The following is a 20,144-nucleotide window of genomic DNA, read 5'->3' as shown; positions in this document are numbered from 1 at the left end:
CCGCGCATTCGTGCGCGCGGGCGCGAGGCGAGCTGCGTTACTGCGTCACGGGCTTGGTCGTGTCGGCGCCGAACCACTGCATCGAGATCTTCTTCAGCGTGCCGTCCTGCTGCAGCGAGGCAAGCGCATCGTCGATCGCCTTCGCGAATTTCGGATTGCCCTTGCGGAACGGGATGCCCATGCGGTCCTCGCCGCCTGCGAGCACGGAGCCCGGGCGCAGCGGCAGGTGCGAGTTCCTGATCAGGTAGCTGAGCATCAGGCGATCGTTGACTGCAGCGTCGATACGGCCGGCCGCGAGGTCGCGCAGGTTTTCGGGCGTACCGGGATAGACCTGGAGGTCGATCGCGGGCACGGTCTTGACCAGGTCGACATAGTTGCTGCCCATCGTCACGCCGACCTTCTTGCCCTTCAATTCGTCGAGCGACTTGAATGCGCGCGCATCGTTTTGCCGTTGCAGCAGTTGCGCGGACGAATACACGTACGGCGTGCTGAAGTCGAGCGCCTGCTGGCGCGACGGCGTGATCGCGACCTGGTTGACGATCACGTCGAACTTGCCGGCTTGCAGGCCTGCCAGAATTCCGCTCCATTCGGTCGTCACGAACTGCGGCTTCACGCCGAGGCGGGCGGACACCGCCTTCGCGACGTCGACGTCGAAGCCTTCGAGCTGGCCGTCGGCGTTGCGGTAATCGAACGGCGGATAGGTGCCTTCCAGCGCGATCTTCAGCACGCCGGCCTGCTTGACGGTGTCGAGCAGGTCCGCCGCGTGCGACGTCGTGGCCGCGACGCAGAGGAGGGCGGCCGCGATGCCGTGTTTGAACGTCGGGGTGAAGTGCTTCATGGTTGTCTCCGTGGTTGTTGTCGAAAATTCAGGATGCGCGAAGCCGCGGCGACGGGCGGCGTCGCCGTGAGCGGGAAGTCGGTGAAGCGTGAGTCGGCGAGCGTGGTGATTCGCCGTGCGCGATGCCGTGCGTTACGGCATGCGTTCGTGCGCGGCGAAGGTGCGGTGCGCGTGCGGATGGCGGACGCAGGCACGCGAGCCGAGGCGACGGCCGGCGTGCGCGGTGAAGCGTTCAAGCGTGTGATTCATGGTTGCCCGTGCAGCGTTGCGAGTGGTGGGCCGAACGCATCGTCGATGCGTATCCGGCGGGAATGCCGTGCGACTGAGGGCAATCTTAGTTTTGTCAAAAGGGAATGTGTTTCCAAAGATGCGTGCACTTTTCACGCAACGTGGAATGTTTTTCTCTGAGGGCGAAAGGTGGCGCAAGCGATCTGCTGCGGTTGCGCACGAGGAGAGGGATCAGGTGCTGCGGCGCGCTCGCGCGGTTGCTCCGCGCGCGACTCGGCGGCATGCCGAAAAGCAAAACGGCCAGGCTGCCGGTTGCGGCAAGCCTGGCCGTTGGCCTTCGTCACGCAGGACGCGCGTTACTCGAATGTTTCCAGCGCGAGCAATTCGCCGATCGTCTGCCGGCGGCGGATCAGTCGCGGCGTGCCGCGATCGACCAGCACTTCCGGCGCGAGCGGCCGGCTGTTGTAGTTGGAGGACATCGACGCGCCATACGCGCCCGCGTCGTGCAGGAACAGCAGGTCGCCGATCCGCGGCTGCGCGAGCTTGCGGTGCGTGACCACACCGCCTGCATCCTGCGTGAACACGTCGCCCGATTCGCACAGCGGCCCGGCGATCGCGAGGTCGACGAGCGGCCGGCCGACGGGCGGCGCGCCATCGTGCGCGTGCACCGACACCGCGTGATAGCTGCCGTACATCGACGGGCGCATCAGATCGTTGAAGCCCGCGTCGATCAGCACGAAATCGTGTTTCGGCCGGTGGTTGACGGCCTGTACTTCGGTGACGAGCGTGCCGGCTTCGGCGACGAGAAAGCGGCCCGGTTCGATCTCGATGCGCACGGGATGGCCGAGATGTCGTTCGATCCGCTTGCGCGCGGCGTCCCACTGGCTGAAGTAGTGACCGACGTCGACACGCGGTTCGCCGTCGCGATACGGAATCGACAGGCCGCCGCCGGCCGAGATCGCGTCGATGTCGTGGCCGAGCGACGTGACGAGATCGACCATCGCATCGCACACCTGCGACAGGTGGCCGTAGTCGACGCCCGAACCGATGTGCATATGGATGCCGACCAGCTTCAGCCCATGCTGGCGCACGATCTCGATCGCGCGCGGTACGTCGTCGATCCAGATGCCGTGCTTGCTCTGCGGGCCGCCGGTGTTGGTCTTGTTGCTGTGGCCGTGGCCGAAACCGGGGTTGACGCGCAGCCACACGCGGTGGCCGGGTGCGTGCTCGCCGATGCGCGCGAGCATGTCGAGCGAACCGGCGTTCACGGTCACCCCATGCTTCAGCACCGCCGCAAGCGTCGGGCGGTCGATCAGGTCGGCCGTGAACACGACGCCTTCCGGCTCGCCCGTCGGACTGAATCCGGCCGCGAGGCTGCGCTCGATCTCGCCGAGCGACACGGCGTCGACACATGCGCCTTCCTCGCGCATCAGCTTCAGGATATGGACGTTCGAATTCGCCTTCTGCGCATAGCGGATCACGTCGAACTGGCGCAGTTGGGCGATGCGGTCGCGGATGACGTCGGCGTCGTACACCCACAGCGGGGTGCCGTATTGCTGCGCGAGCGTCGCGAGCTGGCGGGAATCGAGGGACATGGCGGATGAATCGGATCGAATGAACGGATAGCCGGATGATGCGCCTGTTTGTCTATACAGTAAAATGCCTATCTATCGATACTCGATTCATTTTTGATATATACGTCATGCTCACGCACCGTCATATCGAGGTTTTTCGCGCGCTGATGGTTACCGGCAGCGCCACGCGCGCGGCCGAGATGCTGTACACGTCGCAGCCGACCATCAGCCGTGAGCTGGCGCGGATGGAGCAGGTCGTCGGCTTTGCGCTGTTCGAACGCGCGCACGGCCGGCTGCGCCCGACGATGGCCGCGCTCGCGCTGTTCGACGACGTGCGGCTCGCGTATGTGGGGCTCGAACGCGTCGCGGCGACGGCCGCGCGCCTGCGCGAGTTTCGCGACGGGCAACTGTCGGTGATCGCGTTGCCGGCGTTCTCGCACGCGATCCTGCCCGGTGCGTGCCGGCGTTTTCACGAGGCGCATGCGGGCGTCAGCGTGTCGGTCGCGACACAGGAGTCGCCGGTGCTGGAGGAGTGGCTCACTGCCCAACGTTACGATCTCGGGTTGACCGAGCACGACGTCGCGCCGGCCGGCACTTTGCTTACGCCGCTGCTCGAAGTCGACGAGGTGTGCGTGCTGCCCGACGGCCATCCGTTGCTCGCGCAGGACGCGATCGACCTGCTGGATCTCGCCGACCGCCCGTTCGTGAGCCTGTCGCTGAACGATCCGTACCGCATCCTGATCGACGAGGCGTTCGCGCAGCTCGGCGTCGCGCCGCGTTCGGTGGTCGACACGCCGTCGGCGGTATCGGTGTGTGCGTTCGTTCGGCAAGGGCTCGGGGCCGCGATCGTCAACCCGCTCACGGCGCTCGATTTCGTCGGCCGCGACCTGCACGTGCGGCCGCTGACGCGCTCGTTTCCGTACCGGGTCAGCGTGATCGTGCCCGAGCACCGGCCGAAGAACCTGCTCGTCGATGCGTTCGCCGACGCGTTGCGCGGCGAAGCGAAGGCGATCCGCCGCCGGCTGGCCGCACTCCTTGGCTAACGGCGCCGCCGTATGATGGGCGTTTCGCCGCCATCGTCCTCATTTTCCGGAATCCCGCCATGACCGACGCATCGTCTTTCCTCGAGCAACCGACCCTCACCGGCGAACGTGTCGTCCTCCGCCCGCTCGATGCATCCGACCGGCAGGCGCTGCTGGACGCCGCGGCCGACGGCGAGTTGTGGAACCTGACGGTCACGGTCGTGCCGGGTGCGCATACGGTCGACGCCTACATCGACGCGGCGTTGCAGGGGCGGGCGGCCGGCACCGTGATGCCGTTCGTGATCGTCGATCGTGCGTCGGGCCGCGCCATCGGCAGTACGCGCTTCTGGAAGATCGACCGCAAGAATCGCAAGCTCGAGATCGGTCATACGTGGCTGAGCGAATCGGCGCAGCGTACGCGCGCGAATACCGAGGCGAAGTGGTTGCTGCTGGCTTATGCGTTCGACACGCTGCAATGCGTGCGCGTGCAGTTCACGACGGACGAGCTGAACGAGAAATCGCGCGCGGCGATCCTGCGGCTCGGCGCGAAACAGGAGGGCATCGTGCGCCACGAACGGATCATGCCGGACGGCCGCAAGCGCAACTCGGTGCGCTTCAGCATCATCGACGACGAATGGCTGGAAGTGCGTGCGCGACTCGAGGCGAAGCTGGCGACCTGAGGTGTGACGCGGGACGCCTGATGCTCGACGCGCATCACGCCGCCGGCAGGGGAGGCGGCAGCGCGACGGCGGGGGAAACGGTGCGCCGCGCACGATACGCGGCGCTGCATCGCCTTACTGCGCCGATGCGAGGTGATGACGCTGCGCGAGCTTCTGCGCGTCCGCGTAGTGCGCCTGCAGGATCGGCAGCGCCTGGCGTGCGACTTCCTTCAGCTTGGTGTCGCGGCCCGACGCGATTTCGGCCTGGAACGCCGAGATCGCCTTCTGCTGGCCGGCGAGCGCGACCTGTTCGATATACGCCTTGTCGAATTCGGCGCCGCGCAGGCTCTTGATGCTGTTCAGCACGGTCGTGTCCGGGTCATTGGCCGGCACGTCGACGCCGCGCGGGCTCGCCGCGCGCATCGCCTGGATGATCTTTGCATCGTCGGTCGACACGCGTTGCGCGAACGCCTTGACCTGGCTGTCCGACGTGCGCGAATCGGCGATGCGCGCGGCGTCGTGCTGGGTCGACACGGTCTTCGTGCCGTCCGTGATGAAGGCCTGGTCGGCTTCGTGGATGCGCGTCGCGGTCGCGGCCGGCGCAGCCGACGCGCCGGGCGCCGGTTGCGCGGTTTGCGCGGTCGCCGTCACGGCGACGAGAAGCAGGCCGGCGGCAGACAAAGCAAGGCGCGAAATGTGGGGAAAGCGGTTCATGTGACCTCCTTTCGATCGGGGCTCTGGTTGAAAAACGGATCGTGTGATCCGTCGCTGTGCGAGAGACCGGGCGCGCCCGGGCCGGATTCGACCGCCGCTCTGCCGCGGCGCCGGTCGAAGTGTTTTCCGGCCCGACTGATTCTAGGAGAGCGGTCGAGTAGCAGGTGCAACCGTGCTGTGGTTTGTGTAACGGTTGGTAAGACGAATCGAGGGGCATGCGCGCGGACAGGTAGTGCATACCTGATGCGTATGCGGCGGCGGCAATTTTTGCGTGCGCGTGGCGCATGCAATGCATGAGATGCCCGTGCGTGTCATCTGCATTTCATCGGCGTGATGTTGTCGAGGCTGTCGCCGTGGCGTCGCGTCGAGCGAGAGGGCCGCGTGTGGTGGTGTGCGTGAAAGCCTTACACGCGATCGATCAGCGCATCGAGGCGCGGCAGTAACGGAGTCGCGCAATGTGCCTGCAACGCATCGGGCGCCGTGTAGCCCCATGCGACGCCTTGAAAGGCGATATGTGCACGCCGTGCTGCGTCCGCGTCGCGGATTTCGTCGCCGACGTACAGCACTTCGTCTGCGCGCACGCCGGCCTCGCGAACGAGCGCGCGCAAACGGCGCGCCTTGCCGAACAGCGGAATGCCGCATGCGAAATGGTCGACGCGCGCGCCGATGCGCGGGCCGAGCCGGTCACGCACGATTTCCTCGGTATTCGACGTGGCGATCGCGATGCGGATGCCGCGGGCGGCGAGCGCGTCGAAGGTTTCGTCGACGCCCGGGAACAACATCACTTGCGCAATGCGCGGCCGCATCAGGCGGCGCATGTCGATCGTCACGCGCGGCACTTTCCACATCGGCACGTCGAGCGCGCGGATGATGTCGCGCGCCGACATGCCGCGAAGCGCCGGGCGCAGATCGGGCGTGGCGTCGCGAAAGCCGTGCAGGCGTGACGCTTCCGACAGCGCGGCGAGAAAACTGTCGAGCGAATCGGCGAGCGTGCCGTCGAAGTCGAATGCGACGAGGCGGTAGGTCATGAGGCAGCGTGGAAGTTTATCGGGCGGGCGACATGGGGCCTACTCGTAGCGATAGCGGCAGGACACGATGCTGATCTGAAGGTTTTGTACGTGTAACCGTGCAAGTGAGGCGCTGCCGGAATAGATATAAAAATATTGTATAGGTCTCGACGCGCGCCTGTTCTTTCGCGGTGGCCTCCCGCACCCTTGTCCCGCAACTGCCAGCGCGGTATCGTCGATGCTCCGCCTTCCGTCCCGACCGGAGAACAGACGTGCCCGCTGCCACCCCCGCCACGCTCAGATTTTCCACCGACAAGCGCGAACTCGATATCGACGCGATCTTCGACTTCCTGCATCGCGACGCGTACTGGTCGCAGGGTATTCCGCGCGACGTCGTCGAGCGGGCGATCGAGGGTTCGTTGTGCTTCGGCGCGTACGTCGGCGACCGGCTCGTCGGGTTCGCGCGGCTCGTCACCGATCATGCGACGTTCGCGTACCTGTGCGACGTGTTCGTGCTGCCGGCCGAACGCGGCAACGGCTACGGCCGCGCACTGATCGACCATATATTCGCGCAGGAAATGGTGCAGGGGCTGCGCCGCATCATGCTCGCGACGACCGACGCGCACGATTTGTACCGGCCGGTCGGTTTCGGTCCGCCCGCGAACCCCGAGCGGCTGATGGAGATCCGCCGCCCCGACATCTATACGAAACGCTGATGCGCGGCGCAGCGCATACAATACGCGCTTTCCGTTTTTGCTGAAGAGAAGCCCATCATGACCGAACAGGAAGCCGAACAGCTCGCAACGCACCGCCACTACAAGGGCGGCCTGTACCGCTACATCGGCGTCGCCCGTCATTCCGAAACCGAGGAATCGGTGGTCGTCTACGAGCATCTGTGGCCGCATGCGCGCGGGCTCTGGGTGCGGCCGGAAGCGATGTTCAACGGCAATCTCGAAGACGGCACGCCGCGTTTTCGCAAGCTGCGCGACTGATCCGCGGCCGGCGGCGCATGCGCCGCAGTGTGGGCCGGTTGCGTGAGCGAGCGTACGTGCGTTACGTACCGGCGAGTGCCTTCACCAGCTCCGGCGGTGCATGCCTGACCGTCACCTCCGGCGTGCCGTGCCACGCCGCGAGTTTCTTCACGGCCTTCGCCACGTCGGCCGCGAGCCCGCTGCCGAACCGCACGCCCGGCTCGACATGCACGGCCTTCAGTTCGAACGTGCCGAGCGTGCGATGCGCTTTCGCGTCGACGCGGCCCACCAGCCGGCCGCGATGCAGCACGGGCAGGCAGAAATAGCCGTAGCGCCGCTTGTGCTCCGGCGTATAGCACTCGATCGTGTAGTCGAAACCGAACAGGGTCGATGCGCGCCGGCGATCCCACACGACCGGGTCGAACGGCGACAGCAGCGTCGTGACCGTCGAGCGTAGCGTGTCGTCCGCAGCCGCCGGCAGTAGCGCGTCGAGCGAGCGGTGCACGTAGGCCGGCTCCTTCCAGTCGTCGATCCGCACCGGAATCAGATCGCCGGCCTCGGCGAGCCGCTCGAGTTCCGCGCGGTACGAACGGCGCGGCAGCCGATAGTAGTCGGCCACCCAGTCCGCGCGCACGACGCCGAGCGCGCGACACGTGTAGTCGAGCAGCGCAGGCAGCACGGCATCGCGCGGCGGCAGGTCGCGCGCATCGTCCCAGCCGGGCAGCACGCGTTCGCGCACGTCGTACACGCGCTGGAAATTGCGGCGCTCCGACACCATCAGGTCGCCCGTCGTGAACAGCACTTCGAGGTGACGCTTTTCCGGCTTGCGATCCCACCAGCCGTTGCCCTTCACGCCATCCTCGCGCGCGAAATCGGCCGACCGCACCGGGCCCTCCTCGCGAATCCGCGCAAGCAGCCGTTCGATCTCGGGACGATTCTGCTCGTGCCATTCCGCCGCATATTTCCAGCCCATCCCCGACGGATCGAGCATCTTGTAGCGCATCAGCCCGAACTGCTCGATCGGCAGGAAACACGCTTCGTGCGACCAGTATTCGAACAGGCGCGCCTCGGCGAGATGTTCGTCGAGCCAGTGGGGCGAGAAATCGCCGAGACGGCTGAACAGCACGAGATACGGGCTGCGCGCGACGACGTGGATGGTGTCGATCTGCAACTGCGCCATCCGGCGGATCGTGTCGAGCACGTCGGACTTGGTCGCCTTGCGGCGCGGTGGCGTGAGCAGGCCCTGTGCGGCGAGATGCAGTGCGCGGGCGGAGGCGGGCGAGAGCGTGAGCATCGGAAGGACGGTCGAGAAGGGCGATCGGGAGCCACTTTAGCGCGAAAGCGGCGCGCGCGTGCGACGTGCGGCCGAACGCGTCTGACAATGGTTGACAGATGCGTTTTGCAAGTTTCCCTATAGTGCAGTTCATGGCGCGACGACAAGTGCGCGCAACGATTCCGCTTCCGACGCACATATGTCCATGGCACGCAGGAAGCGAATCCGGGATTCCCACCCCCATCGGGAGACCCGGAGCCCTGAGCGGACATCCATGCGGCCGTGCACCGGCCCCGTGTGGATGTCCGCTGATTTTTTTTCCGGTTCGTCATCCGCTGCCGCGCGACAGGTCATGTCGCCGCGTCGGCCGCTTATTGCCGCTTGCCGCGCGCGACTTCGTCCCCGGCGCCGGGCGGCAGCCGCCGCGTGATCGGAATCGACGCGAACGAGCACAGCCCGACCACGAGGAACGCGGGCCAGAAATCCGACCACACCATCTCCTGATGGCCCTGGAGCCAGTGCGACACGTGCAGCACGAGGCCGGCCACCGTCACGCCGAGGCCGAGCGACATCTGCTGCACGACGCTGCCGAGGCTCGTCGCGCGGCCTGCGTCGCGCGGCGAGATGTCCGCGTAGATCATCGAATTCAGGCTTGTGAACTGCAGCGCGGGGAAGATGCCGCCGACGAGCACGATCAGCCAGATCGCCCAGGTCGCCATGCCGGGATGGAACACGCCGTACGCGGCGATCGCGAGGCCCGCGAATGCCGCGTTGTAGATGAGTACCGTGCGAAAACCGAAGCGGCGCAGCGTATGCGTGGCGGTCGAGCGGCTGACCGCGCCGCCGAGCGCGGACGCGCACGTGATGAGCCCCGAGTGGAACGCGCTCATGCCGAGCCCTTCCTGCAGCGCGAGCGGCAGCAGGAACGGCACCGCGCCGAGCCCGATGCGGAACAGCGACCCGCCGACGACGCTCGCGTGGTACGTCGGGATCTTCAGGAAACTGAGATCGAGCACCGGGCGTTCCTTGCGGCGCGCGTACGGCACGTACAGCGCGAGCATCGCGGCGCCGGCCACGCACATGATGATGGCGTTCGAGCGCGACGTGAGCGAACCGTCGATCAGCGTGAGGCCCATCAGCAGCAGCGCGGCGCCGCTCGCCGACAGCAGGAAGCCGAACCAGTCGAGCGGGCCAGGATCGGGCTCGTGCGTGTTCGCGATGTGCTTGCTCGCGAGGTAGATCCCGTAGAGGCCGATCGGCACGTTGATGAAGAAGATCATCCGCCAGTGCAGGTAGGTCGTGATGAAGCCGCCGACGAGCGGCCCGAGCGTGGGCCCGAACAGCGCGGGAATCGCGAGATAGTTCATCGCGCGCACGAGATCGGAGCGCGGTACCGCGCGGAAGATGATGATGCGGCCGACCGGCACCATCATCGCGCCGCCGACGCCCTGTATGAAGCGTGCGAGCGTGAGCAGGCCGAGGGAATTGGACGCCGCGCACATCAGCGAGCCGACGACGAAGATGCCGATCGCGGTGCGGAACACGGCGCGCGCGCTGAAGCGGTCGGCGAGCCAGCCGCAGATCGGGATGAACACGCCGAGACCGACCACGTAGGCGGTGATCGCAATGTTCAGGGTGACGGGATTGTGCCCGAAGTCCCTCGCCATCGCAGGCAATGCGGTGACGATGATGTTCGCGTCGACGCTTTCCATGAACAACGCACAGGCAACGATGAGCGGTGCTAGAAAGACGGGCGACATGGGCTGGGCGCGCGGTAAAGGCGCCATTATGCCCACAATGTGACCGTTGCGTCACGTACGACAACAGTTGTTCCGCATGTTGCAACAGTCGTCTTTTCCGGCGGGCGGCGTGGAAAGGACGACTGCGCATGTGCGAGCGATGCGTTGCTCGTGCGTGCCGCATACGCTGCTCGGCGCGACCAACGCAACGTCGCCGCAGCAGGGCTCGAGCGCGTTTTCGATGCCGGGTCGGATGTCGACGCAGTGATCGCCGAACGGCGTTTCGCAGGGCACGTCGACCGCGCTCGCGCTCGAATGCGACGAGCGGATCGACGTTGGGCCGCTCGTATCGATTCCTTTGACGGCGTGGCAATGCGTTTCTAGAATATGAGCGCTTGCTCATATTCAAAACTTGCGTCCCGCCATGTCCGAATCGTCGTCGTGCATTCCGCTTTCGCCGCGCAAGGCGCCGCGTCAGCGCCGCTCGGTGGCCACCGTCCACGCGATCATCGAGGCCGCCGCCCGCATTCTCGAGCGCGACGGCTTCGACGGCTACACGACGAACGCGGTCGCCGCGCTGGCCGGCGTGAGCATCGGCTCGCTCTACCAATATTTCCCGAACCGCGATGCGCTGACCGCCGCGCTCGTCGAGCGCGAGAGCGCGCATCTGCTCGACGACGTCGATCGGGCGGCCGCGCTGTCGTCCTGCGACGACGTGCTGCGCACGCTGGTGCGTGGGGCCGTCGCGCACCAGATGCGCCGCCCGGCGCTCGCGCGGCTGATCGATTTCGAGGAGGCGCGGTTGCCGCTCGGCGCGCGCACCGCGCGCGTCGCGGACCGCATCCACGCGACCTTGCTGCATGCGCTCGGGTTGCGGGATGCGCCGCGCGTCGCCGTGCCCGACGTCGTCGCGCACGATCTGCTCGCGATCGTGAAAGGCATCGTCGATGCGGCGGGCGCGCGCGGCGAGACCGATGCGGATGCGCTCGAAGCGCGTGCGTGGCGGGCGGTGCGCGGTTATCTCCGGGAGTCGCGCGAATCGAAACTTGCTTGATATGCATGTTTCGTGCGACAGTCGCACCCATTCGCACCACAATCTGACGCGTATCGATCGAAGGCCATCGAGACGAACGCGCGCGCGAACGAGACCTCGTGCCGATCCACTCACCATCGAAAGGAGGGGACACGCCATGACGTCACGTCGTGCCGCACCGCTTGCATCTCGCTTCCCGTCGCGTCAGTCACCGCCCGCGCCGCGTCTGCGCTGGGCTGCCGCACTGGCCATCGCCTATCTCGCCGTCGCCGGTTGTGCCGCGCAGGCCGACAATGCGAACCAGGCTGCCGCGCAAGCGGCCAGCCAGTCCGCGATGCCTGCCACCGCCGCAGCGGCTCCCGCTCCCGCCTCGGGCACGCTGCTGCCGCCGCCGAGCCAGCTCTACGGCGACCTGTTCGTCGCGGTACAGACCGCGCAGCTCTATCCCGACCAGAAGACCTTCGTCGACGCCACGCCCGATACCGATCCCGCGACGATCGTGCAGTTGTATCAGCAACAGAAATCGCAGCCGGGCTTCTCGCTGAAGGCGTTCGTCGACCAGCATTTCACGCCGCCACCGGAAGGCGGCGTGACGCCGCCGCCGAATCAGACGCTGCGCCAGCACATCGACTGGCTGTGGCCGCAACTCACGCGCACGAGCGTCACGGCGCCCCCGTACAGTTCGCTGATTCCCATGCCGAAGCCATACGTCGTGCCGGGTGGCCGCTTCCGCGAAGGCTACTACTGGGACACCTATTTCACGATGCTGGGGCTGCAGGTGTCGGGGCGCGAGGATCTCGTCGACGACATGCTCGACAACTTCGCATACCTGATCGATACGATCGGGCACATCCCGAACGGCAACCGCACGTACTATGCGAGCCGCTCGCAGCCGCCGTTCTTCGCATACATGGTCACGCTCGCCGCGCAGGCCGAAGGCGACAAGGTCTACCAGAAATACCTGCCGGCGCTGCGCAAGGAGCATGCGTACTGGATGCAGGGCGAAACCACGACGCCGCGCGGGCAGGCAGCGCGCAACGTGGTCGCGATGCCCGACGGCGCCGTGCTGAACCGCTACTGGGATGCGAGCGACACGCCGCGCGACGAGTCGTATCTCGAGGACGTGACCACCGCGAAATCGGTGCCGTCCCGCCCGGCGAACGAGGTGTACCGCGACCTGCGCGCGGGCGCCGAAAGCGGCTGGGACTACAGCTCGCGCTGGTTCGGCGACGGCAAGACGCTCGCGACGATCCGCACGACCTCCATCGTGCCGGTCGATCTGAACAGCCTGATGTTCCATCTCGAGACGACGATCGTGAAAGGCTGCGCGATCACGCGCGACATCGCTTGCGTGGCCGATTTTTCAGGGCGCGCGGCGCGGCGTGCGGCCGCGATCAATCACTACCTGTGGAACCGTCGCGGCTATTACGGAGACTATGACTGGCAGTTGCGCAAGCCGCGCGACGGCGTGACGGCGGCCGCGCTGTATCCGCTGTTCGCGGGCGTCGCGTGGCCGGAGCGCGCGAAGGCGACCGCGCGCGAAGTGCGCAAGACGCTGCTGCAGCCGGGCGGCCTCGCGACGACGACCGAGAACACGGGCCAGCAGTGGGATGCGCCGAACGGCTGGGCGCCGCTGCAGTGGATCGCGATCGACGGGCTGCGCCGTTATGGCGAACCGGCGCTCGCGAAGGACATCGGCACGCGTTTCCTGTCCGACGTGAAGCACGTGTACGCGACCGAAGGCAAGCTCGTCGAGAAATACGTGGTCGAGGGCGCCGGTACTGGCGGTGGCGGGGGCGGCGAATATCCGTTGCAGGACGACTTCGGCTGGACCAACGGCGTCACGCTGAAGCTGCTGGGGCTGTACGGCGAGTAATGCGCCGCACGTAACGCACCGCGAGTAACGCGCGGGGCGGCCCGTGTGCCCGCACGGCAAGCAACCGCACGGGCCGGAACGTCGCGCAAGCGGCTGTCCGGCCCGTGTTTTCATGCGGCTTGCGTCAGAACGTGATCGTCGTGCGCACGCCGACCACCGTTTCGTCGCCGATGCGCGCGCCGGCCGCGTTCGGGTTCGGGATGCCGCCGCCCGGGCGGAAGAAGTGCTGCAGGTCGGCCTGCACTTGCCACCACGGAGCGACCTGGTACTGGTAGGTCGCTTCGATGACCGTCTCCGCGCGGCGCACCGGATAGCCGGGCGTCGTGTACACGCCGGTGTCGCCGTCGAGGCCGCGCGCATGCGAGCCGATCTTCGCGTAGCCGATCGCGATGCCGGCGACGTCGTCGTCGCGTCCGACGAACGGCGCCTTCAGCGTCACGCCGGCGTTGGCGGCGAAATCGACGAGATTGCGATCGCCCGGCGAGCCCATCACGCGCGCGAACACGCCGACCGAGCGCGGGCTGCCGGCGGATGGCCGCCACACCATCTGATCCGCGACCGCATAGAAGCCGTAGTTGCCGCGATGCGTGGCCGGGGTGCCGTTGCTCGCCGGATCGGCGAGCGACAACCCGTCGGTGCCGTAGCGCGGATCGTTCGCGTGCTGCGAGTGATACCAGAAGCCGAGTTTGTACGTGCCGGGCAGGCCGGCCGGCTGCGGTGCCTTCGGATCGGCGGACGGCGCGTTCAGCGCGTACTGCACTTCGCCGATCACGAATGCGCCGCTGCGCAGGTTGAAGTTGGTGCCATGTGCGTTCAGCACCTGCGGGTCGCCATCGGCGCGGCCGGCCGGATTGCCGTCGAACACGCCGATCATCGCGGTCCACGCGTCGGCCGGTTTCACGCGCAGCCGCACGCCGAGCGACGACAGCGGATACGCGGGGCCGCCGGACGGCAGGTCGGTGGACGGCAACACGGGCCAGCCGAACGTCGCGTTCATGAACGTCGCCGCATTCTGGCTCACCATGAATTCCTGGTCGACGCTCTGCTGGCCGACTCTCACGTCGATCTTGCCGTCGAGCAGCGACTGCTGGTACCAGAGTTCCCACAGGCGCGTGGTCGAATTGGCTTCGATGCCGGTCGCGGTCTGCAACGTCTGCAGGTAGCGCTGCGTGAGGTTGGTGCCGTGGATCTGCAGCCCCGACACGTTGAACGTGCCGCCCGGCAGGCCGATCGCCTTGCCGGAATCGACGGTAAAACCGAACTGCGTGAGCCCCTGGTACGCGCCGCCCCGATTCGTGCCGCCGGAGGTGTTGTACAGGTACTCGCTGGTTTCCTGCAGGCTCAGCGTGACGCCGTGCTCGTCGAGCACGTCACGCAGGCCGCCCATGTTGCCGAGCAGGTTCGAGCGCTCCCAAAGGCCGGTAGGAGCGGGCGCGGCAGCATCGGCGGCCTGATGTGTGGGGGCGGCGGCGTCGCTCGCGCCGGCCGCCGGGTCGGCGGCGGGAGACGCTGCTTGCGCGAATGCGGAGGTGGCGGCGAGCGACAGCAGCAGCGTGGCGAGCGCTTCGGCGCGAAGGACGGGTGAGAGCAGGTTCTTCATTTGGGTTCCGTTGGCAGTTTGATTAGTTAAGCTGAAGAAACAGGAACGTGATGCGAGGCGCATGACGAGACGGCCCGCACGGAGAAGGGCTTACGGCAGCCAGCCGCCGACGCGCCACACCTGCGCGAAGCCGACGCGGGGCGCGACCGAGCACAGCAGCGCGGCGAGCGCGACCGCGGCTGCCGTCGCGGCGATCAGCACGCAATCGAGCGGGCGCGGCGCTGCCGGCACATGGGCGAGGGCCACGCCGCGCCAGTGGCTGAATGCCCGGGCGAACGGCGAGAGGCCGGAAAACGCGCGATTGCGCGTGACGTGCACGATGCGCTTGAGTCTGACCGCGAACGATTGAAAGAACATGACGCTGCCTCCGTTCCGTCCGGCGAACGCCGGACGACGTGATCGAGCGCGGGTGCTTGACGCGGCCTGCGATCGGAGGATGGAACATGGCGGAGCGTGCGACTGACGAACCGGCGATGGCCGGCCCGGGTGGAGGCGCGCTAACCCGATGAGTGCGAGCTAGCGGCAAAAGACATGTGTCTGGCTGCTATCTCGCGATGGCTTGGCCGGCCTGGACCGGCATCGAACTGCAACTAGAGCATGTGTCCACGGAGGGGACTCCCGTGATGAATTGGGGCGGATTGTAGTCGCGACTTTTGCTGCGGCGCAAGTAAAAACCGCAGGAAGGATGCGCAGTGTCGTGCGCGCGTCGCAACGGAGCGGGGCCGCCGCGCGGCCGCCCGGCGAGGGCGAAAAGGATGCGCGGCAGGGCGCCGGGCCGTTGCTGGCACGCATCGGCGCGGGGTTGCCGTCCTGACGGTGCTGAAAGGTTTCGGAACGTTATATCAAGGGCAAATCTTTCAGTCGCGTCAGGCGGAAAATTTATTTCGAAAAATGGGGTTTCGAGGGGTTGACTTCACTTTCGGGCGATCCATAGAATCCGCCATCTTCACTCTTGGGGCCGCCGCCTTGGACGCCTGCAGTAGTCGATCTTCGAACGAAATTTCCGCCTGAGCGACCGACGTCCGCGCCTCATCGAAGCCGCCGTTTGTCCCTCAGGCAAACGGTGCGCGCAGCAGTCATTCCGCAGCAACCCCCTACGTGCACCTGATTCGCGCCGGTTAGCGTGATGCGTTTTCGCATGCGTTGCCCGGTTTCGCCGCCGCCCGGCAGGCGGCCGCGTTCGCGCATGCGTTCTCTGGGCGCGCGAATGCCGGCCCGCACGCCGGACGGCGGTCAACCGTGTTCCCCGGAACACCGCACAGGAGCCGCCATGAACGACAGTGACAGTTGTCCCTTATGCCCGTTGCATACGCAGACCCTTTCGAACCCGGGTCGCGGGGACAATCCGGCCGACTAGCCTGACACATCGTTCAGGCCCCGGACTGGCCCCGCGCCCACTACGCGGCTGGCACGCCTGCCGTCGCCGCACGGAGCCAGACCATGAACTTCGGCCTTCTGCTGTCGAACCTTCCGCACGTCACGGAATCGCGCCACCACTACGACGCGATGCTGACGCTCGACGCTCGTCCGCGGGTGTTCTCCCGCCTGCTGAACCGGCTGAAATCGTTGATCCACTGAGAAGACACGCCGAGCGCGCCTCGGCATGCGCACGCGCGGCCACCCGCGGGCCGGCGCCGCGTGCGCATTCCAAGGTCACACGCTTATCGAATAACCCTTAGCCGTACGGAATTCATCATGTCCACGCCCTCCAACGTCTCTCCACCGATCGCGGTCGATCGCAGCGCCGTGCTCGACGAAGCCCATCTCGGCGACATCCGCGGTGCGCTCGGCACGATCGCCCACCACGACACCGGCGCGCGCGGCACGTGGTGGGCGCGCCTGCGCACGCTGCTCGCGATCATCGGCCCGGGCCTGATCGTGATGGTCGGCGACAACGACGCCGGCGCGTTCGGCACCTATACGCAGGCCTGCCAGAACTACGGCACGACGCTGCTGTGGACCCTCCTGCTGCTCGTGCCCGTGCTGTACGTGAACCAGGAAATGGTGCTGCGCCTCGGTGCGGTCACGGGCGTCGGCCATGCGCGCCTGATCTTCGAACGCTTCGGCAAGTTCTGGGGCGCGTTCAGCGTGATCGACCTGTTTCTGCTCAACGCGCTGACCATCGTCACCGAGTTCATCGGCATCACGTTCGTGCTGGATTTCTTCGGATTGCCGAAGGTGGCCGGCGTGTGCGTCGCCGCCGCACTGACGATGGCCGCGGTCAGTACCGGCGATTTCCGGCGCTTCGAGCGGTTCGCGATCGGGCTGTGCGTGCTGAGCCTGCTGCTCGTGCCGGTGCTCGTCTCGATCCACCCGCCCGTCGCGCAGATGACACGCGATTTCTTCGTGCCGAACTGGCCCGCGCATACGAAGCTGTCCGACGTGATGCTGCTCGTGATCGGCATCGTCGGCACGACGGTCGCGCCATGGCAATTATTCTTCCAGCAGAGCTACGTGATCGACAAGCGCATCACGCCGCGCTTCATGAAATATGAAAAGGTCGACTTGTGGATCGGCATCGCGTTCGTGCTGGTGGGCGCGGTGGCGATGATCGGCTTCAGCTCGGCATTGTTCGGCGGCCATCCGGAAGCCGGCAACTTCACCGACGCGGGCGGCGTCATCGCGGGCCTCGAGAAGTATGCCGGCCGCACGAGTGCCACGCTGTTCGCGGTCGCGCTGCTCGACGCGTGCATCATCGGCGCGGCGGCCGTGTCGCTGTCGACCGCGTACGCGATCGGCGACGTGTTCAAGATCCGTCACTCGCTGCACCGCGGCGTGACCGATGCGAAGGGCTTCTATCTCGTCTATTTCGGCATCGTCGCGGCCGCGGCCACGCTCGTGCTGATCCCGGGCAGCCCGCTCGGGCTGCTGACCGAAGCCGTGCAGACGCTGGCAGGCGTGCTGCTGCCGAGCGCGACGGTGTTCCTGCTCGTGCTGTGCAACGACCGCCAGGTGCTGGGGCCCTGGGTCAACTCGACGAAGCTCAACGTGTTCACGGGCGCGGTGATCTGGGTGCTGGTGCTGCTGTCGATCATCCTGACCGCGTCGGTGATGTATCCGGACATCAGCGGGGAAGCGATCGTCGACGTGCTGGTGGGCGGCACCGTGCTCGCCATCGCCGGCTATCTCGCGACGGTGCTGATTCGCCGCGACAAGCGCGTCGTGGAGCCGGCCGTCGATCGTTCGCTGCGCGACACGTGGCGGATGCCGCCGCTCGACACGCTCGAGCCGCAGAACATGACGCTCGCGACGCGGATCTGGATGGCCGTGCTGCGCGGCTATCTGGTGATCGCGGTCGGGCTCGTGATCGTGAAGGTCGTCCAGATGACGCTGCTGAAATAATGCGGCCAGTCTGACAGGAGGCGGCGCCGGACCCGGCGCCGCGCCGCAACACACACATGCCGGCCCGCGAGGCCGGCATGTGCGTTTTTACGCGCTCGTTTCGGGTGCGCCCGTGCTCAGATCAGCTCGAGCTTCGACGTCAGGTACGTGAGCTGGATCCGGTTCGCGACGCCGAAGCGCTTGCGCAGCTTGCGGAGGTGATAGTCGACGTTGTGCGCGCTGGTGTCGAGGCGCCGGCCGATCTCCTTGTCGGACGCACCTTCGGCGATGCCGAGCAGCAGCTCCTGCTCGAACGGCGTGAGCCCGTTGACCGCGCGCTCGCGCGACGTCGAGATTAGCTGCGGCGACGCGAACTTGTGTACCGACAGCCCGATCGACAGCGCCTGCTCGATCGTCGCCGGCGTGATCCATTCGCGCGTGCGGCGCGGTGCGGTGAAGCTCATGAACGCGTGCAGCCGCGTGCCCGGCACGGCCATCGAATACATGATGCCGCTGCACATTCCGTCGTCCTGCATCGTCTGCAGGAAGCCGTCGAGCGCGGCCGGGCTCACGCACGGTGCGTCGTCGCGCTCGCGGTGTTCACGGCGCAATTGCTGCAGATCCCACACGATCGGCATGTTGCACACGCGCGCGCCGAGCGTGCGCGGATCGACGTCGTGATGATTGTGCCGCACGTAGTCGCCGCGATAGGTGGCCGGCGTGAACGCCTCGTGCAGGTAAAGACTTTCGACGCGCTCGCGCGTGAATTCGAGTGCGAAGTACGCGAACGTCGAGAAGCCCGTCAGATGCAGCAGGCTCGTGACGATCCGGTTGCGCTCGGCCGTGCTCTGCGCGTTGGCGAGCGTATCGGCGACGCCGAGCTTCGGCGCGTGCGGTTGCGCGACGTCGCCGCGTTTCACGTCGTCGCACCAGACGACCTGCACGGTGCGCTCGCGCAGCGCGTCCGCGCCTGCGTTCAATCCGCGCGACGAGCGGGACAAGGTGGTTGGGGCGACCGCTTCTTCATGCAATGCAATATCGGACATGAGCCATCCCTCGGAATCGACGCGCATCGCCTGGCGGCGGCCGTATCGTGTACGGCATTCGCGGCGGTGCGACCGAGCATCGTTGTGATATGCGTCGATCGTCATCCCTGACGAAACGCGGGGGCATTGTACAAAAATGCCGCTCTGCGCGTAATATGCCGTAATACTAATGGCGGCGAAAGGTTCATATTCGCACGCATATAACGACGACCAGAAAATCATAAAGAAAAGACCAGATCGTGACGGGGCGCAGTTTCACATATTGGGAAAGGGCGGGCTCCTCATGACATATGCTGACGGCGCACCACGCGTCGAGTGGTTCTCACAAGCCGATATAGCGGCCGCTGCCGCTTATTCGAACGAATATCAAGCAATCGATCGTGACATTTTTACCGGTATCCAGATAACGGCCGGTAAAACCGACCTTGCGTCATTCGATTTCGCGCAATGCCATGCGCGATTGCGGCAAATCGGATTCAGTACACTCGGTTACGGCGCGTACGAGATGATCGGGCGGCGCATTCTGCGCGCGCATCTGCTGCGCGACCTCGCGCCGGCGACGTTCATGCAGCCGTTCATCGAAGGGATGCTGTACGAAAGCGACCCGCGTTTCGCGCAAGTGCGGCAGAGCGGCTTCCCGGTCGCGTGGCGGCTCGACGAGATCGAGGCGGCCGCGCACGGCAGCGGCGACCGCAAGGTGCTGGCGCTCGCCGGCCATCTGCGCGCGCATGCGATGAACAGCGGCGTGATCTTCAGCCTGTCGGCGCCGCGCCTCGACCTGCGCGTCGCGGTGAACGTGACGTCGGAAACGCACGGCATCGATTGGATCGATGATCGTGTGATCGGCGGCGCGCTGTCGGTCAGTCTTGCCGTGCATCGCGTCGCGCTGCCGTTCCTCGAGGCACGGGTCGCGCGCATGCGCGGCTTCGCGCTCGGCGACGAGCAGCAGCAGGTGCTCGACCGGCTCGTTCACGGTCTGTCCGACCAGGAAATCGCGAGCGCGCTGCGTACGTCGCTGCACAAGGTCGGGCACCACATTCGCTCGCTCGAAAAGCTCTTCAACGTACAGAACCGCGCGCAGCTCGCTTACCTCGCCGCGCGGCGGCTGCCGTCCTGACCTGACGCCTGCCGCAGGCGCGCGCCGGCCCCCGGCGCGCGATGGAAGCGGTTCCGGCGGCGCGTGCCGGAACCGGCCGCCGGGTTTCGTAGTCCGATTCGATCGTCTGAGGAAAACGCGCTTTCG

The 20,144-nt window shown here is 66.5% G+C and carries 19 protein-coding genes; 10 read left to right on the top strand and 9 right to left on the bottom strand.

Annotated features, from left to right (window positions below):
- Nucleotides 1-37: 37 nt before the first annotated feature.
- A complete protein-coding gene (locus CFB46_RS28785; protein WP_089502093.1) occupies nucleotides 38-838 on the bottom strand; it encodes a transporter substrate-binding domain-containing protein in 801 nt (266 codons plus the stop codon).
- Between the two features lie 33 nt (nucleotides 839-871).
- Between CFB46_RS28785 and CFB46_RS35590 the strand changes: the two genes are divergently transcribed.
- Nucleotides 872-1,246, top strand: coding sequence for a hypothetical protein (locus CFB46_RS35590; RefSeq protein ID WP_143751676.1), 375 nt, complete (start codon nucleotides 872-874; stop codon nucleotides 1,244-1,246).
- 176 nt (nucleotides 1,247-1,422) lie between these two features.
- Here the strand turns inward: CFB46_RS35590 and lysA are convergent, their stop codons facing one another.
- Nucleotides 1,423-2,661 carry a diaminopimelate decarboxylase gene (gene lysA / locus CFB46_RS28780; RefSeq protein ID WP_089502092.1) on the bottom strand — a complete coding sequence of 413 codons (1,239 nt, stop codon included), beginning with the start codon at nucleotides 2,659-2,661 and terminating at the stop codon, nucleotides 1,423-1,425.
- A gap of 107 nt (nucleotides 2,662-2,768) precedes the next feature.
- Here lysA and CFB46_RS28775 point away from each other — a divergent pair, with 107 nt between their 5' ends.
- On the top strand, nucleotides 2,769-3,683 hold the full coding sequence (locus tag CFB46_RS28775) for a LysR family transcriptional regulator (protein WP_089502091.1): 915 nt from the start codon (nucleotides 2,769-2,771) through the stop codon (nucleotides 3,681-3,683).
- Nucleotides 3,684-3,742: 59 nt separating this feature from the next.
- A complete protein-coding gene (locus CFB46_RS28770) occupies nucleotides 3,743-4,342 on the top strand; it encodes a GNAT family N-acetyltransferase (protein ID WP_089502090.1) in 600 nt (199 codons plus the stop codon).
- 114 nt (nucleotides 4,343-4,456) lie between these two features.
- On the opposite strand, the gene CFB46_RS28765 is transcribed toward CFB46_RS28770, so the two are convergent.
- Both CFB46_RS28765 and CFB46_RS28760 read right to left on the bottom strand, forming a co-directional pair.
- A complete protein-coding gene (locus CFB46_RS28765) occupies nucleotides 4,457-5,035 on the bottom strand; it encodes a DUF4142 domain-containing protein (RefSeq protein WP_027781136.1) in 579 nt (192 codons plus the stop codon).
- A 404-nt stretch (nucleotides 5,036-5,439) separates the two neighbouring features.
- Nucleotides 5,440-6,063: an HAD hydrolase-like protein gene (locus CFB46_RS28760; RefSeq protein ID WP_089502089.1), complete on the bottom strand. Its 624-nt coding sequence runs from the start codon at nucleotides 6,061-6,063 to the stop codon at nucleotides 5,440-5,442.
- 251 nt (nucleotides 6,064-6,314) lie between these two features.
- Between CFB46_RS28760 and CFB46_RS36635 the strand changes: the two genes are divergently transcribed.
- Nucleotides 6,315-6,758, top strand: a complete 444-nt coding sequence (locus tag CFB46_RS36635) for a GNAT family N-acetyltransferase (protein WP_027781134.1) — start codon at nucleotides 6,315-6,317, stop codon at nucleotides 6,756-6,758.
- A 57-nt stretch (nucleotides 6,759-6,815) separates the two neighbouring features.
- Nucleotides 6,816-7,034: a DUF1653 domain-containing protein gene (locus CFB46_RS36630; protein WP_006480837.1), complete on the top strand. Its 219-nt coding sequence runs from the start codon at nucleotides 6,816-6,818 to the stop codon at nucleotides 7,032-7,034.
- 61 nt (nucleotides 7,035-7,095) lie between these two features.
- Here the strand turns inward: CFB46_RS36630 and CFB46_RS28750 are convergent, their stop codons facing one another.
- A complete protein-coding gene (locus CFB46_RS28750) occupies nucleotides 7,096-8,307 on the bottom strand; it encodes a winged helix-turn-helix domain-containing protein (protein WP_089502088.1) in 1,212 nt (403 codons plus the stop codon).
- A gap of 350 nt (nucleotides 8,308-8,657) precedes the next feature.
- A complete protein-coding gene (locus CFB46_RS28745; RefSeq protein WP_089502087.1) occupies nucleotides 8,658-10,046 on the bottom strand; it encodes an MFS transporter in 1,389 nt (462 codons plus the stop codon).
- A gap of 403 nt (nucleotides 10,047-10,449) precedes the next feature.
- Here CFB46_RS28745 and CFB46_RS28735 point away from each other — a divergent pair, with 403 nt between their 5' ends.
- Entirely contained in the window at nucleotides 10,450-11,079 is a 630-nt protein-coding gene (locus CFB46_RS28735; protein WP_089502086.1) for a TetR/AcrR family transcriptional regulator, read from the top strand.
- Between the two features lie 136 nt (nucleotides 11,080-11,215).
- Nucleotides 11,216-12,934 (top strand): alpha,alpha-trehalase TreA, encoded by a 1,719-nt coding sequence (gene treA, locus CFB46_RS28730; RefSeq protein WP_089502085.1) that lies wholly within the window; start codon nucleotides 11,216-11,218, stop codon nucleotides 12,932-12,934.
- 124 nt (nucleotides 12,935-13,058) lie between these two features.
- Here the strand turns inward: treA and CFB46_RS28725 are convergent, their stop codons facing one another.
- Together CFB46_RS28725 and CFB46_RS28720 are read right to left on the bottom strand one after the other, a co-directional pair.
- Entirely contained in the window at nucleotides 13,059-14,534 is a 1,476-nt protein-coding gene (locus tag CFB46_RS28725) for a carbohydrate porin (protein WP_089502084.1), read from the bottom strand.
- Nucleotides 14,535-14,624: 90 nt separating this feature from the next.
- A complete protein-coding gene (locus tag CFB46_RS28720; RefSeq protein WP_089502083.1) occupies nucleotides 14,625-14,891 on the bottom strand; it encodes a hypothetical protein in 267 nt (88 codons plus the stop codon).
- A gap of 1,083 nt (nucleotides 14,892-15,974) precedes the next feature.
- Between CFB46_RS28720 and CFB46_RS36105 the strand changes: the two genes are divergently transcribed.
- Together CFB46_RS36105 and CFB46_RS28715 are read left to right on the top strand one after the other, a co-directional pair.
- The gene (locus CFB46_RS36105) at nucleotides 15,975-16,112 is read left to right on the top strand and encodes a hypothetical protein (RefSeq protein ID WP_179235128.1); all 138 of its coding nucleotides are present in this window, start codon (nucleotides 15,975-15,977) and stop codon (nucleotides 16,110-16,112) included.
- A 117-nt stretch (nucleotides 16,113-16,229) separates the two neighbouring features.
- The gene (locus tag CFB46_RS28715; RefSeq protein WP_089502082.1) at nucleotides 16,230-17,876 is read left to right on the top strand and encodes an NRAMP family divalent metal transporter; all 1,647 of its coding nucleotides are present in this window, start codon (nucleotides 16,230-16,232) and stop codon (nucleotides 17,874-17,876) included.
- A 116-nt stretch (nucleotides 17,877-17,992) separates the two neighbouring features.
- On the opposite strand, the gene CFB46_RS28710 is transcribed toward CFB46_RS28715, so the two are convergent.
- Nucleotides 17,993-18,901 (bottom strand): helix-turn-helix transcriptional regulator, encoded by a 909-nt coding sequence (locus CFB46_RS28710; RefSeq protein WP_089502401.1) that lies wholly within the window; start codon nucleotides 18,899-18,901, stop codon nucleotides 17,993-17,995.
- 283 nt (nucleotides 18,902-19,184) lie between these two features.
- Here CFB46_RS28710 and CFB46_RS28705 point away from each other — a divergent pair, with 283 nt between their 5' ends.
- The gene (locus CFB46_RS28705; RefSeq protein ID WP_027781125.1) at nucleotides 19,185-20,018 is read left to right on the top strand and encodes a helix-turn-helix transcriptional regulator; all 834 of its coding nucleotides are present in this window, start codon (nucleotides 19,185-19,187) and stop codon (nucleotides 20,016-20,018) included.
- Nucleotides 20,019-20,144: the final 126 nt, after the last annotated feature.

Source organism: Burkholderia sp. HI2761, assembly GCF_002223355.1.
In the GTDB taxonomy this organism is placed as follows: domain Bacteria; phylum Pseudomonadota; class Gammaproteobacteria; order Burkholderiales; family Burkholderiaceae; genus Burkholderia.
Note: the sequence above shows the minus strand (reverse complement) of the source record. Positions and strands in the feature narration are given on the sequence as shown.

Coding starts and splice junctions, on each gene's coding strand:
- CFB46_RS28785 (WP_089502093.1), bottom strand. CDS start 838: ATGAAGCACTTCACCCCGACGTTCAAACACGGCATCGCGGCCGCCCTC.
- CFB46_RS35590 (WP_143751676.1), top strand. CDS start 872: ATGCGCGAAGCCGCGGCGACGGGCGGCGTCGCCGTGAGCGGGAAGTCG.
- lysA (WP_089502092.1), bottom strand. CDS start 2,661: ATGTCCCTCGATTCCCGCCAGCTCGCGACGCTCGCGCAGCAATACGGC.
- CFB46_RS28775 (WP_089502091.1), top strand. CDS start 2,769: ATGCTCACGCACCGTCATATCGAGGTTTTTCGCGCGCTGATGGTTACC.
- CFB46_RS28770 (WP_089502090.1), top strand. CDS start 3,743: ATGACCGACGCATCGTCTTTCCTCGAGCAACCGACCCTCACCGGCGAA.
- CFB46_RS28765 (WP_027781136.1), bottom strand. CDS start 5,035: ATGAACCGCTTTCCCCACATTTCGCGCCTTGCTTTGTCTGCCGCCGGC.
- CFB46_RS28760 (WP_089502089.1), bottom strand. CDS start 6,063: ATGACCTACCGCCTCGTCGCATTCGACTTCGACGGCACGCTCGCCGAT.
- CFB46_RS36630 (WP_006480837.1), top strand. CDS start 6,816: ATGACCGAACAGGAAGCCGAACAGCTCGCAACGCACCGCCACTACAAG.
- CFB46_RS28750 (WP_089502088.1), bottom strand. CDS start 8,307: ATGCTCACGCTCTCGCCCGCCTCCGCCCGCGCACTGCATCTCGCCGCA.
- CFB46_RS28745 (WP_089502087.1), bottom strand. CDS start 10,046: ATGTCGCCCGTCTTTCTAGCACCGCTCATCGTTGCCTGTGCGTTGTTC.
- CFB46_RS28735 (WP_089502086.1), top strand. CDS start 10,450: ATGTCCGAATCGTCGTCGTGCATTCCGCTTTCGCCGCGCAAGGCGCCG.
- treA (WP_089502085.1), top strand. CDS start 11,216: ATGACGTCACGTCGTGCCGCACCGCTTGCATCTCGCTTCCCGTCGCGT.
- CFB46_RS28725 (WP_089502084.1), bottom strand. CDS start 14,534: ATGAAGAACCTGCTCTCACCCGTCCTTCGCGCCGAAGCGCTCGCCACG.
- CFB46_RS28720 (WP_089502083.1), bottom strand. CDS start 14,891: ATGTTCTTTCAATCGTTCGCGGTCAGACTCAAGCGCATCGTGCACGTC.
- CFB46_RS36105 (WP_179235128.1), top strand. CDS start 15,975: ATGAACTTCGGCCTTCTGCTGTCGAACCTTCCGCACGTCACGGAATCG.
- CFB46_RS28715 (WP_089502082.1), top strand. CDS start 16,230: ATGTCCACGCCCTCCAACGTCTCTCCACCGATCGCGGTCGATCGCAGC.
- CFB46_RS28710 (WP_089502401.1), bottom strand. CDS start 18,901: ATGTCCGATATTGCATTGCATGAAGAAGCGGTCGCCCCAACCACCTTG.
- CFB46_RS28705 (WP_027781125.1), top strand. CDS start 19,185: ATGACATATGCTGACGGCGCACCACGCGTCGAGTGGTTCTCACAAGCC.